The following is a 15,007-nucleotide window of genomic DNA, read 5'->3' on the forward strand; positions in this document are numbered from 1 at the left end:
GAGACGGGACTCACCAGGGCTTGAACCGGTCCCCACCTGGGGGATGAATCAGATGTGGTCGAAAACACTCCCAGCCCGTTACCGGGACATGGTGGCGCGTTCACCAGGCATGAGGGGAGACTGACTGCAGATCGTCCCGGCGCGAGCCACGCGCCGCCGGCGTACAAGGAGGCATCCGTGCCGCATGTCCTGGTCCTCAACGCGTCGTACGAGCCCCTCGGCGTCGTACCGCTCCGCCGCGCGCTCGTCCTCGTCCTCGAGAACAAGGCCGTATGTCTCGAGGAGTCCGGCGCCTATCTGCACAGCGCGACCGTCACAGTCCCCGCACCCAGCGTGGTCCGGCTCAAGCGTTTCGTGCGGGTTCCCTACCGGGGGCCCGTTCCTCTGACCCGCCGGGCGCTGTTCGCCCGCGACGGGGGCCGGTGCATGTACTGCGGTGGCGTCGCAACCAGCGTCGACCACGTCATCCCGCGCAGCCGCGGGGGCAAACACGTCTGGGACAACGTGGTGGCGTCCTGCCGCCGCTGCAACCACGTGAAGGCCGACCGCCACCTCGGCGAGATCGGCTGGCGGCTGCGTCACAAACCCGCTCCGCCCACCGGCCTGGCCTGGCGCATCATCGGGACCGGCCACCGGGACCCGCGCTGGCTGCCGTACCTGCAGCCGTACGGCGCGGACGACGCCTTGGCCCGGATCGACGGCATCTCAGCCTGACGACCCGGGCTTTCGCATGGCGGCGGTCCTGAGCGGGGGACCGGGGAGACCCCCGTCCACCCCGGTCCCCGGCAGGACCGTTACGCGTACCGCAGCTCGCCGGGGTGCACCGACCGGCGCAGCAGCGGCAGCGAGGTCGCCGCGGCCAGCAGGCAGGTGGCGTAGACGGCGACCGGGACCAGCAGGGCCGCCCACGGCACCGACCGGCTGCCGCCGTCGTCGGTGAGCGCGGCGTACCCGGTGCCGATCGCCATCCCGCCGAGGCCGGCGAGCAGCACCGCGGGCGCCAGCGGCAGCGCGGTCTCCAGCAGCAGCGCCCGGCCGAGCACCGCCCGCGGCACCCCGGCGGCGGCCTGCGCGGCCAGTCCGCGGCGGCGCGTGGCGAGCGACTCGGCGGTGCCGACGGCCAGCCCGGAGAGGACGATCAGCAGGGCGACGCCGATGGCGGCGGCGGTCAGGTCGATGCCGCTGGTGTAGAAGTCCCGCGACTCAGCGAGGTGCTTCTGTGAGTTCAGGACCTCCAGCAGGGTCCGCCGGATGCCGACGAACGCGGTGGCCACGACGGTCACCAGCAGCACGGCCGCATGGGTACGGGCCGCCGCCCACGGGTCGTCGCGCAGCCGCTCGGCCGCGATCAGCACCGCCGGACGCTCGGTGCGGGCCGCGAGCAGCCGCCCGGTCAGCCGGGCCGTCGCGCCGACCAGCCACAGCGCCGCCGTCCCCGTCACCAGCAGCAGGGTGAACACCAGCAGCGGCCCGGACAGGACGGCACCGCGGCTGCGGTGGTCCGACATCGAGACGTACGCCAGGCAGGCGGCACCGGTGAACAGCACCACCGCCGCCAGGAACATCAGCCCCGGCCGGGTCTGCGGCCGCACCCGGCGCACCCAGCCCAGCGGCGACGCCACCACGCGGCGCAGCGCCAGCACGCTCACCGCGGCGCCCACCACCGGGACACCGGCCGCCACGGCCGCGATGCCCGCCCAGGCGTAGCCGGACGGCACCTGCCAGTTCGTCAGCAGGACCAGCACCGAGAACACGGTGGCGAGCAGCGAGCCCGCCAGGCACGTCAGGCCCGCCTCGGCGGCCGCGATCCGCCGCACCTGCCGCGGCGTGGCGCCCGCGAGCCGCAGATTGGCCAGCCGCCGGTCCCGGTGCACCGCGCCGATCCGGGCGCACTGCCCGAGGAACCCGAACACCGGCACCAGCAGGAGCAGCAGGGCGATCACGATGCCCCGGCGCTCCCCGGGGTTGGCCGGCAGGCCGCCGGCGAAGCCGATCGGGTGGTGGCCGCGCAGCGCGCCCAGGACCACCGCCACCAGCGCGATCCCGGTCGCGAGCAGCGCGCCGAACGCGGTCAGCGTGATCCGCCACCACTCGCGCCGGTCCGAGCCGGATACCAGCAGCCGGGCCAGTCGCAGATCCGTCCTCACCAGGCCACCTCCCGCACGTCCGCGCCCTCGGCGACCACCGTGCCGTCGCGCAGGGACACCTCGCGGTCGGCGTACGCCGCGACCCGCGCGTCGTGCGTGATCACCAGGACGGAGGTGCCGGCCTCACGGGCGGCGTGCACCAGCGCGGTCATCACCTGCTCCCCGGCGAGCGAGTCCAGCGCCCCGGTCGGCTCGTCGGCGAAGACCACCTTCGGGCCGGTGACCAGGGCCCGCGCCAGCGCGACCCGCTGCGCCTGGCCGCCGCTCAGCTCGCCGGGCCGCAGCTCGCCCTGCCCGCGCACCCCGAACCGCTCCAGCCACTCCCCGGCCGCCGTGTGCGCCTGCCCGCGGCCCTGCCCGGCCAGCAGCAGCGGCAGCGCCACGTTGTCCAGCGCGGTCAGTTCCGGTATCAGCTGCCCGAACTGGAACACCACGCCGAACTCGGTGCGCCGCAGCTCGCTCAGCCGGGCCTCCGGCAGCCGGTCGACGCGTTCGCCGCCGTAGGCGACCGCGCCCCCGTCGGGCCGGACGATGCCGGCCATGCAGTGCAGCAGGGTGGACTTGCCGCTGCCGCTGGGGCCGGTCACGGCGAGGATCTCGCCGGCCGCCAGTTCGACGGAGGCGCCGCGCAGGGCCTCCGTCCTGCCGTGCGCCTTGACCAGGCCGCGGGCCGCGAGCAGCGGTGCGGTGCTGTGGTCGGCCGTCATGTGGGGTCTACCTCCGCGGTCAGGGTCGTCAGCCGGGCCGCGGTGGTGGTCATCCAGCGCAGGTCGGCGTCGAGGTGGGTGAGGGCGTAGTCGGCGGACAGGACCGTCGACAGATCGGCGCCCGGGGCGGTCTTCACCGCCGTGAGCTCGCGCATCCGCGCCATGTGCGCGGCGCGCTGGTCGCGCAGATACCGCTCGGGGTCGCCGTCGGCGAGGATCGCGACGACGACCTTGGCGAAGATCTCGTTGGCGACGAACGGCGCGGGCGGGGTGACTTCCCCCGCCCAGCGGGCGAGTTCGCCGGTGCCCTCCTCGGTGGAGCGGTACAGGGTGCGCTCGGGGCCGCCGTCGGCGTCGGTGCCGTCGACTTCGGCCAGTCCGTCGCGGACCAGTCGTTGCAGGGTCGTGTACACCTGCCCGTAGGCCAGCGGACGGGCCTGCGGGAAGCGTTCGTCGTGCCGTCGCTTGAGGTCGTAGCCATGGCTGGGACCGGCGGCGAGCAGCCCGAGCAGGATGTGGCGGGTGCTCATGCCGATCATTATGTACTCAGTATATGTACTGAGTGAATAGCGGCCCGCGAAAAAACTTCCGGACGACAGACTTCGGGCGAGGGACCTCGGACGAGAGACTTGCGACGAGCCGCCGCCCCCGGGGGTCAGTCCCGGACCGCGTACGCCTCCACCGACCACAGCGAATAGCCGTACTGCGTGGCCCGCTTGTCGCCCTGCACCCGCACGTACCGCACGTCCCGCTCGTCCATGCGCAGCTCCTCGCGGCCCCCGCGGCCGTCCCGCACGGTCGCCGCCGTGCGCCAGCGGCGGCCGTCCGCGGAGACCTGGATCCGGTACGCCGACGGATACGCGTCCTGCCAGTGCAGCACCACCCGGCCCAGCCGGACCGGGGCGGCCAGCTCCACCTGCCACCAGGCGCCGTCCGCCACCGGCGACGACCAGCGGGTCTCCGGGTCGCCGTCGTTCGCCGCGGCCGCCGGGAAGTCGGGCGTCTCGTCACCCGAGGACCGCGCGGTGCCGGCACGCGCCAGATCCGGGCCGCCGGTGGGCGGCACCGCGCGGACGGTGACCGTACGGCTCACCCCGCCGAACGCCAGCCTGACGTCGTACGACCGGGCGGGCGTCCCGCGCGGCACGCGCACCTCGACCGGCACCTCGACCGCCGTCCCGCGCGGCAGGGCCAGCACGCCCTCCGGCACCCGCACGTCGACGCCCTTCGGCGCCTCGGCGGTGAGCCGCCCGCGCACCTCCTGCGGCCGCAGGGACGCCAACCGCACCTCGATCCGCCGTGTCCCGCCGATGTCCGCGTCCACCTCGTCGCGCGCCACGCCCAGGGACGCGGCGGGCGAGTCGGCGTACCAGGGCACCAGATGCCGTACGCGCGACGGCGCGGGGCCGGTGACGCGCAGGGCGTCGGCGCGCAGCCGGGCCTGGAGCTCCGTCGCGCCGGACGCGTCCAGGCCGCCGAGCGGGCGCCAGCCCTCGCCCGGCACGCGGGCCTCCACGGTCCCGCCGGTCCCCGGCTCGGTCAGTACCGTCACCGCGCTCAGCGTGCGGGCGCGCGCGAAGCGCACCGTGCGGCCGTCGGCGGGCTCGCCGGGCCGCGCGTCGGGCTCGCCGTCCAGACCCGCCCACGTCTCGTACGACCGCTGCGCCCGCGCCAGGAACGGGTCCAGCACCCCCTCGCCGACCGTCACCCGGGACTCCGCGAGCCGCTTCCGCAGCTCGCCGAGGGCGCGGTACGCCGTCCAGGCCGCCGCCGGGTCGCCCGCGCGCTGGGCGCGCAGCATGTCGAGCGCCAGCACGCCCCCGTCGCCGTACCGGGACAACTGCTCGGACCAGGGCGCCACCTCGTCGGCCAGCGCGGTCGGCGCGAGCCGGTCCGGGGTCTCGCGCATCACCGTGAACGCGTCGCGCAGCCGGCGCTCGGCGCCCTCGTCGCCGCCCGCGCGCGTGCGCCAGAACTCCGCCATCAGCGGCCGCAGATACGCCGACTCCGTCCCGCCCAGCACCGACGACGCGTCGTTCCCGGCGAGCGCCGCCAGCGCCGCCTCCCGGCCGTCGTCGCCGCCCGCCAGGTCGTCGATCGCGGCCCGCCAGGACTCCTGGGGCCGGTAGGCGCGCGGGTTCCAGGCGTAGTCGGCGGCCGTGAACAGCGGGATGCGGGAGGCCGTGGCCTGTTCCATCGCGTTGGCGAGCAGCGCCGCCGAGCCGGTCGCGACGGCCGGTTCCCGGCCCGTGTACGGGCCGAGGAAGACCCGGCCGGGCGCGTAGTCGTTGACCGGGTAGTTGTCCATGGTGGCCAGCGGATGCCGGAACACCTCCCGCGCGGTGGCCAGTTCCCGCCCGGTGATGGTCCGGGGCACCACCCCGACGCCGGTCCACGCCACCGTCACGTCCGCGTCCAGCGCGCCCGCCAGCGCCTTCCGGTAGTCGGTCGTGCCGTCCTGGTAGTACTCGGTCGGCATCAACGTCAGTGCGGCCGCGCCGGGGTGACGTTCCGCCAGGTGCCGGGCCACGGCGTTCGTCACGCGCGCCTGGGCCCGCGCCGCCGCCTCCGGGCCCGACCCGAACCGCTCCTCGTCCGCCTCGCAGTGCCACTCGCTGTAGCTGACGTCCTGGAACTGGAGCTGGAACGCCCGGAACCCCAGCGCCCACATCGCGTCCAGCTTCCGGTTCAGCGCCCGCACGTCCGCGTCCGACGCGAAGCACATCGCCTGGCCCGGCGCCACCGCCCAGCCGAGCGTCACATGGTTGCGGCGCGCCCGCTCCGCCAGCTCCCGGAACTCGGCGCGCTGCCCGGCCGGGTAGGGCTCCTGCCAGCGGGCCTGCCGGTACAGGTCGTCGCCGGGGGCGTACAGGTAACGGTTCTGCTTGGTGCGGCCCATGAAGTCCAGCTGGGCGAGCCGCTCCTGATGCGTCCACGGGGTGCCGTAGAAGCCCTCCGTGATGCCGCGCACGGCGGTGCCGGGCCAGTCGCGGACGTCGGCGCCCGCGATCGTGCCGTCGGGGCGCACCAGCTGACGCAGCGTCTGCACCGCGTGGAACAGGCCGTCCTCGCCCGCGCCGGAGAGGGTGACGCCCGAGGGGCCGGCGGAGAGGCGGTAGCCGCCGGAGGGCAGCGCCTGCCGGTCACCGGCGCGCGCCCGCTCCGTGCCCACCCGCACCACCAAAACGCCCGGGGGCAGCGGGTCGCCCGCCGAGAGCGCCGCGATCCGGCGCGCCCCCGCCGCCCGCAGCACCGCGCGCAGCTCCTCCAGGTCGGACGGGCCGGCTGTGCCGTCGGTGACCAGCGCGACCTCGTCGGTGACGGTGGCGGGCGTGCCGGTGGCGCGCAGCGACTGGGGGCGGGGCCAGACGGAGAGCTCGGGGGACGCCGACTCCGGCGTCTGCGCGGCCGTGCCGGGCGCGGGCGGGGCCGCCACGGCGGCCGGGGCGCCGCCCAGGGCTCCGGCGACGACGGCGAACGCGAGCGCGGCCGCGCCCTTTCCACGCCGCAGCTGCACGGGCCCCTCCTCGTTCTCGCACGGCTCCGTCACGGGTGACCGAGCCCACCATCCGGGGGTGAGGGTGTCAACGGGGGTGGCCGTAATGCGCGGATTGCCGGAATCTGGAGAGGGCGGGTGGGCGTGGAATGTGGCGAGAAGTGCGTTGTTCGTCATTCGGGCGTCTGCCGACGCGTTCACTGGGTAGGGCTGCGGTAGGCCCCGTCGTGATCCGGCAGGGCCCGACCTTCCCGGCGCCGTACTCGGCGGCGGGACCGCGACCGACAAGGAGGCCACCGTGGCCGCACCGGCACACCTTCTCATCACCGCCCTGTCCAAACCCACGGCGGAAATCTCCGCCCACCTGCCGGAACAACCGGGCCCCGAGCCCCACCTGTGCTCCTTCAGCGCCGAGGGCGCCTGCGCCCAGGCCCCCCTCACCAGCGAACCCCCGCTCCCCGACGCCGAACCCCTCACCAGCGAGCCGCCGCTCGCCACTCCGGACGCCGACTCCATGAGGCCGTAGATGACCGCGCCCCGCCCGGCACCCCCTCTCGAGGACGAGCTTCCCGGCGAGGAGCTGACCCGGCTCGCCGGGCTGCACGGCGTGGCCACCTCCTACCGGCCGTCCCCCGACCGCACGGTCACCGCCTCGGCCGCCGCCGTCGTCCGCGCCCTGCGCGCGCTCGACGTCGACGCCGGCACCCCCGAGGCCGTACGCGCCGCGCTCACCGCGTGCCTGCGGGAACGGGACGAGCGGCTGCTGCCGCCCACACTGGTCCGCTGGGCCGGCGGCGCGCCGCCGGAGGCCGTCGCCGCACTGCCCGCCGGCACCCGGCTGCGGATCGAGACCGAGCAGGGCGAGACCCACACCACCACCGACCAGCTGCCGCCCGGCGTCCACCGTCTCACCGCCACCGCGCCCGACGGCCGCACCGCCGACGCCCACCTGGTGGTCGCCCCGGCCCGGCTGCCCAGCCCGCCCGGCCGCGCCTACGGCCTGCTCGTCCAGCTGTACTCGCTGCTCTCCCGGCGCTCCTGGGGCATGGGCGACCTCGGCGACCTGGGTGAGCTGGCCGGCTGGGCGGGCCGCACCCTCGGCGCCGGGTTCGTCCAGGTCAACCCGCTGCACGCGGCCGTGCCCGGCGCCCCCACCGACCCCTCCCCGTACCGCCCCTCCTCCCGGCGCTTCCCCGACCCAGCGCACCTGCGGATCGAGGACGTCCCCGAGTACGCGTACGCCGTCGGCGGCCCGGACGGCGAGCGGCTGAGGGCGCTGCTGGAGCGGGCCGGCAAGCTGCGGGACGCGGTGCTGGACAAGGGCGCGCTGATCGACCGGGACGCCGTCTGGGAGCTCAAGCGGGAGGCGCTGGAACTGCTGTGCCGGGTCCCGCTCGGCCCCGGACGGCAGGCCGCCTACAACGACTTCCTCGCCGCCCAGGGCCAGGCCCTGGAGGACCACGCCACCTGGAACGCCCTCGCCGAGGTCCACGGCTCCGACTGGCACCGGTGGCCCGCCGGGCTGCGCGACCCCCGCTCCCCGGAGACCGCCCGGGCCCGCGCCGGCCTCATGGACCGCGTGGACCTTCACTGCCGCCTCGCCTGGCTCACCGACAGCCAGCTGCGCGCCGCCCAGCGCACCGCGCGCGAGGCGGGCATGCCCGTCGGCGTCGTCCACGACCTGGCGGTCGGTGTGCACCCCGGCGGCGCCGACGCCTGGGCCCAGCAGGAGTACTTCGCCGCCGGCATGTCCGTCGGCGCCCCACCCGACGCGTTCAACGCCCGCGGCCAGGACTGGGGTCTGCCGCCCTGGCGCCCCGACCGCCTCGCCGCGACCGGCTACGCCCCCTACCGCTCCCTGCTGCGCGCCCTGTTCCGCTACGCGGGCGCGCTGCGCATCGACCACGTCATGGGCCTGTTCCGCCTGTGGTGGGTGCCCCAGGGGCAGCCGCCCACCGAGGGCACCTACGTCCGCTACGACGCCGAGGCCATGCTCGCCGTCCTGGTGCTGGAGGCCTCGCGGGCGGGCGCCGTGGTGATCGGCGAGGACCTGGGCACCGTGGAGCCCGGCGTCCGCGAACGGCTGCGCGAGCGCGGTGTGCTCGGCACGTCCGTCCTCTGGTTCGAACGTGACTGGGACGGCGACGGCAGCCCCCTGCCCCCCGAGGCCTGGCGCGCCGACTGCCTCGCCACCGCCACCACTCACGACCTGCCGCCCACCGCGGCCCGGCTCACCGGCGAACACGTCGACCTGCGCGACCGGCTCGGCCTGCTCGCCCGCCCGCTCGCCGACGAGCGCGCGGAGGCGGCGGCGGACACCGCGGAGTGGCTGGCGTTCCTGTCCCGGCTCGGCCTGCTGCCCGGCACCGGCGGCGGTTCGGACGGGGCGTCGGAGGAGGCCGAGGTGCAGGCCGTCCACCGTTTCCTGCTGCGCACCCCGGCCCGCATGGTCGGCGTCTGGCTTCCCGACGGCGTCGGCGACCGCCGCCCGCAGAACCTGCCCGGCACCTGGGACCAGTACCCGAACTGGCGGCTGCCCGTCGCGGACGCGCGGGGCCGGCCGATGCCGCTGGAGGAGCTGACGGGCTCGGCCCGGCTGCGGGCCCTGGTCGAGGTGCTGCGGGCCGAGGCGGGGCGATGACGCACCGGGGCCGCGCCTCGTACGGCACCCCGGGCGCGCGGCCCCGACCGGCGTTCGCTACTTTTGGGACCGTGGACAAGAAGAACGCCCTGCGCGCCGGCGCCCTGGCCGCCGGTACGACGCTGATGATGCTGCTCATGTCGTCTCCCGCGAGCGCGCTGAAGCGCGACGACGGCGACGACCCCGGCTCGGGCCTCAGCGTCATCGAGACGCTGGGTCTGTACGTCATCGCCCCGATCGTGCTGTTCGCGGTCATCGCGGGTCTGGTGATGGTCCTGGACAAGTCCCAGGAGAAGCACCGGGTGACCACCAGGAACATCAAGACGAAGGCCACGGCCTCCGAGGCCTGACCGACACCCACACGTTCCGCCGAGGGCGCCGGCCTCGCCGCACGTACGCGCGTCAGCCGTACGACGGTGAGGCCGGCGCCCTCGGCGTGTTCTTTTCCGGTGCCGAAGCCCGTCCTAGCCGGTGTCAGGGGCTCGGCGCGGTGAGGTAGCGCTGGAGCGTCGGCGCCAGCCAGGCCACGATCTCCTCGCGGGGCAGCGCCACGGCCGGCGGGACGCGCAGCACGTACCGGGTGAGCGCGAGCCCGAGCAGCTGCGACGCGACGAGCACGGCCCGCGCGGGCACCTGCTCGGGGTCCGGGCAGACCTGGCGGGTGACCGGCAGCACCTGGTCACGCAGGATGCCCTGCATCCGCTCGGCCCCGGCCTGGCCGGTGACACCGACCCGCAGCAGGGCGGTCATCACCTCGTTCTCCTCCCACACGCCGAGGAAGTGCGTCACCAGGGCCCGGCCCACGGTGGGACGCGGCAGGGCGGAGAGGTCGGGCAGTTGCAGGTCGACGGCGACGGCCGCCGCGAACAGTCCCTCCTTGTTGCCGTAGTAGCGCATGACCATCGACGGGTCGATGCCCGCGTCCCTGGCGATGGCCCGGATGGTGGCGCGGTCGTATCCGTCGGCGGCGAAGCGTTCGCGGGCCGCGTCGAGGATGGCGACGCGGGTGGCGTCGGAGCGGCGGGCTCTGCGGGTGTCGGGGTCGGTGTCGCTCATGCGGACGAGGGTAAGTCAACGAGTGTTGGCCAACAAGTGTTGACTTGACGGCCGGGCCGCTCTACGTTGTTGCCAACAGGTGTTGACCAACGACTGTTGGCAAACAGGCGTTGACATCCAGGAGGCCACCATGAACGGCACCACTGGCACCGACGGCACCACCCCCGACACAGTGATCGTCGTCGGCGCCGGCCCCACCGGCATGCTCCTCGCCGGTGACCTCGCCACCGCCGGCGTCCCCGTCACCCTCCTCGAAAAGCGCCCCCAGAAGATCAGCAACCTCTCCCGCGCGTTCGCCGTGCACGCCCGCACCCTCGAACAGCTCGACGCCCGCGGCCTCGCCGACGAACTGGAGGCCGTCGGCCGCCCCCTCGACCGCCTCGGCCTCTTCGGCAGCCTCACCATCGACCTGGGCACCCTGCCCTCCCGCTTCCGGCACGTCCTCATCACCCCGCAGTACGAGGTGGAGAAGATCCTTAAGCGGCGGGCGGTGGAAGCGGGCGTGGACTTCCGGTACGAGACGGAGGTGACCGGCCTGAGCCAGGACGCGGACGGCGTCACGGTCGAGGTCGTCGAGGCGGACGGCACGCCCGCGTCACTGCGCGCCGCGTACGCCGTCGGCGCCGACGGCATGCGCAGCGCCGTACGCACCGCCGTCGGGATCCCCTTCCCGGGCCACTCGGTGATCCGCTCGGTCGTCCTCGCGGACGTCCTGCTCGCCGAGCAGCCGGAAGGCCTGCTCACCGTCAACGCCGTCGGTGACGCCTTCGCCTTCATCGCGCCCTTCGGGGACGGCTACCACCGCGTCATCGGCTGGCACCGCGGCCGGAACGTCCCCGACGACACGCCCCTCGACCTGGCGGAGATCAAGGAGATCACCCGCCTCGCGCTGGGCCGCGACTACGGCATGCACGACGCCCGCTGGATGTCCCGCTTCCACAGCGACGAACGCCAGGCGCCCACCTATCGCATGGGCCGCGTCTTCCTCGCCGGGGACGCCGCGCACGTCCACAGCCCCGCCGGCGGCCAGGGCATGAACACCGGCATGCAGGACGCGGCCAACCTCGGCTGGAAGCTGGCCCAGGTGCTGCACGGCCACGCGGGCCCGGAACTCCTCGACACCTACCAGTCCGAACGCCACCCCGTCGGCAAGGCGGTCCTGCGCAGCAGCGGCGGCATCGTCCGCCTCGCCATGGCCAAGCGCCCCTGGACCCTCGCCCTCCGCGCGGCCCTGACGAGCTTCCTCGACCACGCGGCCCCGGCCCGCCGCAGGGCCGTCGGCCAGATCACCGGCATCGGCTACCGCTACCCGGCACCCCGCGGCACGCACCCGCTGACGGGCACCCGCGTCCCGGACGTCGCCCTCGCCGGTGGCGGCCGCCTCTACGAGGCCCTGCGCGGCGGCCGGTTCGTCCTGATCGCGCCGGACGGGCACGAGGCGGGCGACGGCCGCGAGGACCGCCTCACGACCGCCCGCTGGGCGACCGACCGCCGTACGACCCTCCTCGTCCGCCCCGACGGCTATGCGGCCTGGGTGTCGGAGTCGGCCACTCCGGTGGACGTGGAGGACGCCCTGGCCACACATGTGGGCGGCAGGGCCTAGCCGAGCTGCCGGGCGAAGCGGCGGACGGCGTCGGTGAAGGCGTCCGGATCGTCGAAGTTCGAGAGATGTCCCGCTCGGGGGATCAGCTCGACGCGAGCGTCGGGATGCGCGCGGGCGAAGTCCGCCTCGCCGGTTCGGAAGACGGTGTCCTTCTCGCCGTTCAGGATCAGTACCGGAGCCTTCAGGCAGCGCATCGCGTCGGCGTCGAAGCGTCCCAGTACCTCGCCCCAGGCGGCGGGCAGGGTGTGGAAGGCGTAACCGGCACGGATGGTCGCCTCGACCACCTCCGGCGGGTAGAGCCGCCGCAGCAACCGGTCGTTCCACCGGGCCAGTCGATGCTCCGGTATGCGGGGCACCAGCCCGGCGGCCCACCGGTACGGCACGGCCCACGGACCGCGGGTGGAGGCGCTGGCTCCCGCGAGGACCAGCCCGCGCACGAGCTCCGGACGCCGCCGCGCGAACTCCAGCGAGGCGTATCCGCCGAGCGAGTGCCCGACGACCAGTGCCGGCCGGTGGCCGAGCGAGTCCACCGCGGACGCGATGACCTCGGTCGCGCTGTCCAGGCTCCAGGGCTGGGCCGAGCGCTTCCCGTGCCCGGGCAGGTCGACGGCGACGACCGGGAACTCGTCCCGGAGCGCGGCGAGCTGCGTGCTCCACTGCCCCGCGCTGAAACGCGTCCCGTGGACGAAGGCGATCGGTACTGGTACCGCGCCTGGTGCCGCCATCAATCCCCCCCCGGTGCCGACCAGCCGACTCTACGCGGGTGCGGGCGGCTACGCGGTCGTCGCCAGCAGCCGGCGCAGCAGGTCCGCGAGGTGGTCGGCCTGTTCGTCGGTGAGGGAGGACAAGGCCTCCGTCTGGGTTTCGACGCCCGCGCCGACCGCCTGTTCGATGACGGACAGGCCCTCGTCGGTGAGGGTGACCTGGAGGCCGCGGCGGTCGTGGGGGTCGGGGGAGCGGCGGAGCAGGCCCGCGCGTTCGAGTTTGTCGAGGCGGCCGGTCATGCCGCCGGTGGTGAGCATGAGGGTGGCGGAGAGCTCGCGCGGGGAGAGGGTGTACGGCTCGCCGGAGCGGCGCAGCGTCGCCAGGACGTCGAACTCGCCCCGGGAGATGCCGAAGCGCGCGTACGCCTTCTCCGTGCGGTCGGCCATCGCGCGGGAGAGCCGGTAGACGCGGCCGAAGACCTCCATCGCGCGGGTGTCGAGGTCGGGGCGTACGGCGGCCCACTGCTCGATGATCGCGTCCACCGCGTCGGGGGCGGGCTCGCTCGGCTTGCTCCGGGGGCTCTGCGTCATGGGAGGAGTATCCGCTCTCGGACACTCGGTCGCAAGAAAGTAGCTTGACGGAAACTAGCTTAGCGGTAAGCTACTTGCCATCAAGCTGACGTCGAGTTGATCTCCCGCGCAGCCCCCCCTCCGCTGAAGGGACCCGGTCATGAAGCGGTCCGCGACCGTTCTGCTCACCGCCCTCGCCCCCGTCTCCTGGGGCACCACCTACGCCGTCACCACCGAGTTCCTGCCGCCGGACCGCCCCCTCTTCACCGGTCTGATGCGGGCCCTGCCCGCAGGTCTGCTGCTGCTCGCCCTCGCCCGGGTGCTGCCGCGCGGCATCTGGTGGCTGAAGGCGGCGGTGCTCGGCGCGCTGAACATCGGCGCCTTCTTCCCGCTGCTGTTCCTCTCGGCGTACCGGCTGCCGGGCGGCATGGCCGCGGTCGTCGGCTCGGTCGGGCCGCTGTTCGTCGTCGGGCTGTCCGCTCTGCTGCTGGGGCAGCGGCCCACCGCGCGGTCCGTGCTCGCCGGGGTCGCGGCGGCGTTCGGTGTCAGTCTCGTCGTGCTGAAGGCGGCCGGCGCCCTGGACACGCTCGGTGTCCTCGCCGCCCTCGGCTCCACCGCCTCCATGTCCGCCGGGACCGTCCTGACCAAGCGCTGGGGCCGGCCGGACGGAGTCGGTCCGCTCGCCCTCACCGGCTGGCAGCTCACCGCCGGCGGGCTGATCATCGCCCCCGTCGCCTTCCTCGTCGAAGGCGCGCCGCCCGCCCTGGACGGCCCGGCCGCCGGCGGCTACCTCTACCTCGCGCTCGCCAACACCGCCGTCTCCTACTGGCTCTGGTTCCGTGGCATCGGACGGCTCAGCGCCACCCAGGTCACCTTCCTCGGTCCGCTCTCCCCGCTCACCGCGGCCGTCGTCGGCTGGGCCGCTCTCGGGCAGGCGCTGACGCCGGTGCAGCTGGCGGGCATGGCGCTGGCGTTCGGGGCGACGGTGGCCGGGCAGCTCTCGCCGCGCACGCCGGCGAAGCCCGCCCCTGTCGTCGCGTCATCGTTCAGTTCCGCTGAAAAGAACCATCGGGAAGTTTCGATGGACGTGACAGGTCCCGCGCTGCGACGGTAGATCCACCGCGATCTCACCGAACAGCCGGCGAAAGGACCTCCGTGGCCGCCGTCCTGCACAGGACCACCCGCTCCACCACCACCCCGGGAACGGCCGCCCCCGTTCTCGGGATCGCCCTCGCCGCCCTCGCCACGGTCGTCTGGTCCGGCTCCTTCGTCACCTCACGTGCCCTGCACGACAGCGTCCCGCCCGTGCAGCAGGCGTTCTGGCGCTGGCTCGTGGCCCTCGCCGCGGTCGCCCCGTTCGGAGCCCGGCAGGCCTGGCGGCAGCGCGCGGTCATCAGGCGGCACCTCGGGTTCGTCGTCCTCGCGTCCCTGCTCGGCGTCACCGTCTACAACACGCTCGTCAACCAGGCCGCACTGACCACGTCCGCCGCCAACATGGGCATGATCATGGCCGCGTCGCCGGTGCTGATGGCGGTGTTCGAGCGGGTGGGCGGCGTCCGGCTCGGCGGCCGCCGGGTCGCCGGGCTGCTCATCGCCTGCGCCGGCGTCCTGCTGCTGATCGGCCGGGGCGGCGCCCACTTCGCCGCCGGCGACCTGTGGATGATCGCCGCCGCCTGCTGCTTCGGCTCGTACAGCGCCCTGCTCCGCAGCAAGCCCGCCGAACTGGGCGGTGCGGCCTTCCTGTTCACCACCTTCCTCATCGGCGCCGCCCTGCTGCTGCCCGCCCAGGGCGTCAGCCTCGCCGTGCAGGGCGGCTTCACGCCGACCGCCGGTACGGTCCTGCCGCTGCTGTACGTCGGGATCGCCTCCTCGGCGGTCGCGTTCTTCGCCTGGAACCGGGCGATCGCCCTCGTCGGCCCGAGCCGCGCCGGGGTCGTCTACTACCTCCAGCCGGTCTGCGTGGCCCTCCTGTCCTGGGCGCTGCTGGGGGAGGCGACCGGCTGGCCGCAGTTCCTGTGCATGGGCCTGATCCTCGGCGGGGTCGTCCTGGGCGCGCGCCGCTGAGGCGGGGCCGCTCACGTAG

At 74.7% G+C, this 15,007-nt stretch carries 14 protein-coding genes; 7 read left to right on the forward strand and 7 right to left on the reverse strand.

Going from position 1 to position 15,007, the window contains the following annotated elements; genetic code table 11:
- The first annotated feature begins 177 nt into the window (after nt 1-177).
- Nucleotides 178-714 (forward strand): HNH endonuclease, encoded by a 537-nt coding sequence (locus ACSU6L_RS24115; RefSeq protein WP_053763139.1) that lies wholly within the window; start codon nt 178-180, stop codon nt 712-714.
- Nucleotides 715-794: 80 nt separating this feature from the next.
- On the opposite strand, the gene ACSU6L_RS24120 is transcribed toward ACSU6L_RS24115, so the two are convergent.
- From ACSU6L_RS24120 to ACSU6L_RS24135, 4 genes are all read right to left on the reverse strand, one after another.
- Nucleotides 795-2,147, reverse strand: a complete 1,353-nt coding sequence (locus ACSU6L_RS24120; RefSeq protein WP_437059951.1) for an FtsX-like permease family protein — start codon at nt 2,145-2,147, stop codon at nt 795-797.
- The gene (locus tag ACSU6L_RS24125) at nt 2,144-2,854 is read right to left on the reverse strand and encodes an ABC transporter ATP-binding protein (protein ID WP_437059953.1); all 711 of its coding nucleotides are present in this window, start codon (nt 2,852-2,854) and stop codon (nt 2,144-2,146) included. The genes ACSU6L_RS24120 and ACSU6L_RS24125 overlap by 4 nt, the downstream gene beginning before the upstream one ends.
- Nucleotides 2,851-3,384, reverse strand: coding sequence for a PadR family transcriptional regulator (locus ACSU6L_RS24130; RefSeq protein WP_365517287.1), 534 nt, complete (start codon nt 3,382-3,384; stop codon nt 2,851-2,853). The genes ACSU6L_RS24125 and ACSU6L_RS24130 overlap by 4 nt, the downstream gene beginning before the upstream one ends.
- A gap of 125 nt (nt 3,385-3,509) precedes the next feature.
- Nucleotides 3,510-6,371: a beta-N-acetylglucosaminidase domain-containing protein gene (locus ACSU6L_RS24135; RefSeq protein ID WP_437059956.1), complete on the reverse strand. Its 2,862-nt coding sequence runs from the start codon at nt 6,369-6,371 to the stop codon at nt 3,510-3,512.
- Nucleotides 6,372-6,648: 277 nt separating this feature from the next.
- Here ACSU6L_RS24135 and ACSU6L_RS24140 point away from each other — a divergent pair, with 277 nt between their 5' ends.
- From ACSU6L_RS24140 to ACSU6L_RS24150, 3 genes are all read left to right on the forward strand, one after another.
- Nucleotides 6,649-6,876 (forward strand): hypothetical protein, encoded by a 228-nt coding sequence (locus ACSU6L_RS24140; RefSeq protein ID WP_437059958.1) that lies wholly within the window; start codon nt 6,649-6,651, stop codon nt 6,874-6,876.
- Nucleotides 6,877-8,991 (forward strand): 4-alpha-glucanotransferase, encoded by a 2,115-nt coding sequence (gene malQ / locus ACSU6L_RS24145; protein WP_437059960.1) that lies wholly within the window; start codon nt 6,877-6,879, stop codon nt 8,989-8,991. It begins immediately after the preceding gene.
- Nucleotides 8,992-9,062: 71 nt separating this feature from the next.
- A complete protein-coding gene (locus ACSU6L_RS24150) occupies nt 9,063-9,341 on the forward strand; it encodes a hypothetical protein (RefSeq protein WP_437059962.1) in 279 nt (92 codons plus the stop codon).
- A 124-nt stretch (nt 9,342-9,465) separates the two neighbouring features.
- On the opposite strand, the gene ACSU6L_RS24155 is transcribed toward ACSU6L_RS24150, so the two are convergent.
- Nucleotides 9,466-10,047, reverse strand: a complete 582-nt coding sequence (locus ACSU6L_RS24155; RefSeq protein WP_437059964.1) for a TetR family transcriptional regulator — start codon at nt 10,045-10,047, stop codon at nt 9,466-9,468.
- 130 nt (nt 10,048-10,177) lie between these two features.
- Here ACSU6L_RS24155 and ACSU6L_RS24160 point away from each other — a divergent pair, with 130 nt between their 5' ends.
- Nucleotides 10,178-11,650, forward strand: coding sequence for an FAD-dependent monooxygenase (locus ACSU6L_RS24160; protein WP_437059966.1), 1,473 nt, complete (start codon nt 10,178-10,180; stop codon nt 11,648-11,650).
- Here the strand turns inward: ACSU6L_RS24160 and ACSU6L_RS24165 are convergent.
- Both ACSU6L_RS24165 and ACSU6L_RS24170 read right to left on the reverse strand, forming a co-directional pair.
- Nucleotides 11,647-12,375 carry an alpha/beta fold hydrolase gene (locus ACSU6L_RS24165; protein WP_437059968.1) on the reverse strand — a complete coding sequence of 243 codons (729 nt, stop codon included), beginning with the start codon at nt 12,373-12,375 and terminating at the stop codon, nt 11,647-11,649. The two genes, ACSU6L_RS24160 and ACSU6L_RS24165, sit on opposite strands and share 4 nt — an antisense overlap.
- A gap of 48 nt (nt 12,376-12,423) precedes the next feature.
- Nucleotides 12,424-12,945, reverse strand: a complete 522-nt coding sequence (locus tag ACSU6L_RS24170) for a MarR family winged helix-turn-helix transcriptional regulator (RefSeq protein ID WP_437059970.1) — start codon at nt 12,943-12,945, stop codon at nt 12,424-12,426.
- A gap of 139 nt (nt 12,946-13,084) precedes the next feature.
- Here ACSU6L_RS24170 and ACSU6L_RS24175 point away from each other — a divergent pair, with 139 nt between their 5' ends.
- Both ACSU6L_RS24175 and ACSU6L_RS24180 read left to right on the forward strand, forming a co-directional pair.
- A complete protein-coding gene (locus ACSU6L_RS24175; protein ID WP_437059972.1) occupies nt 13,085-14,038 on the forward strand; it encodes an EamA family transporter in 954 nt (317 codons plus the stop codon).
- A 41-nt stretch (nt 14,039-14,079) separates the two neighbouring features.
- Complete coding sequence (locus ACSU6L_RS24180) at nt 14,080-14,988, forward strand: DMT family transporter (RefSeq protein WP_437059974.1); 909 nt, start codon at nt 14,080-14,082, stop codon at nt 14,986-14,988.
- Nucleotides 14,989-15,007: the final 19 nt, after the last annotated feature.

The organism is Streptomyces sp. enrichment culture (assembly GCF_964272855.1).
GTDB lineage: Bacteria > Actinomycetota > Actinomycetes > Streptomycetales > Streptomycetaceae > Streptomyces.

What these genes read in the sequence shown, in the direction of transcription:
- ACSU6L_RS24155 (WP_437059964.1), bottom strand. Translation starts at nt 10,047, where the DNA reads ATGAGCGACACCGACCCCGACACCCGCAGAGCCCGCCGCTCCGACGCC.
- ACSU6L_RS24170 (WP_437059970.1), bottom strand. Translation starts at nt 12,945, where the DNA reads ATGACGCAGAGCCCCCGGAGCAAGCCGAGCGAGCCCGCCCCCGACGCG.
- ACSU6L_RS24160 (WP_437059966.1), top strand. Translation starts at nt 10,178, where the DNA reads ATGAACGGCACCACTGGCACCGACGGCACCACCCCCGACACAGTGATC.
- ACSU6L_RS24165 (WP_437059968.1), bottom strand. Translation starts at nt 12,375, where the DNA reads ATGGCGGCACCAGGCGCGGTACCAGTACCGATCGCCTTCGTCCACGGG.
- ACSU6L_RS24175 (WP_437059972.1), top strand. Translation starts at nt 13,085, where the DNA reads ATGAAGCGGTCCGCGACCGTTCTGCTCACCGCCCTCGCCCCCGTCTCC.
- ACSU6L_RS24125 (WP_437059953.1), bottom strand. Translation starts at nt 2,854, where the DNA reads ATGACGGCCGACCACAGCACCGCACCGCTGCTCGCGGCCCGCGGCCTG.
- malQ (WP_437059960.1), top strand. Translation starts at nt 6,877, where the DNA reads ATGACCGCGCCCCGCCCGGCACCCCCTCTCGAGGACGAGCTTCCCGGC.
- ACSU6L_RS24130 (WP_365517287.1), bottom strand. Translation starts at nt 3,384, where the DNA reads ATGAGCACCCGCCACATCCTGCTCGGGCTGCTCGCCGCCGGTCCCAGC.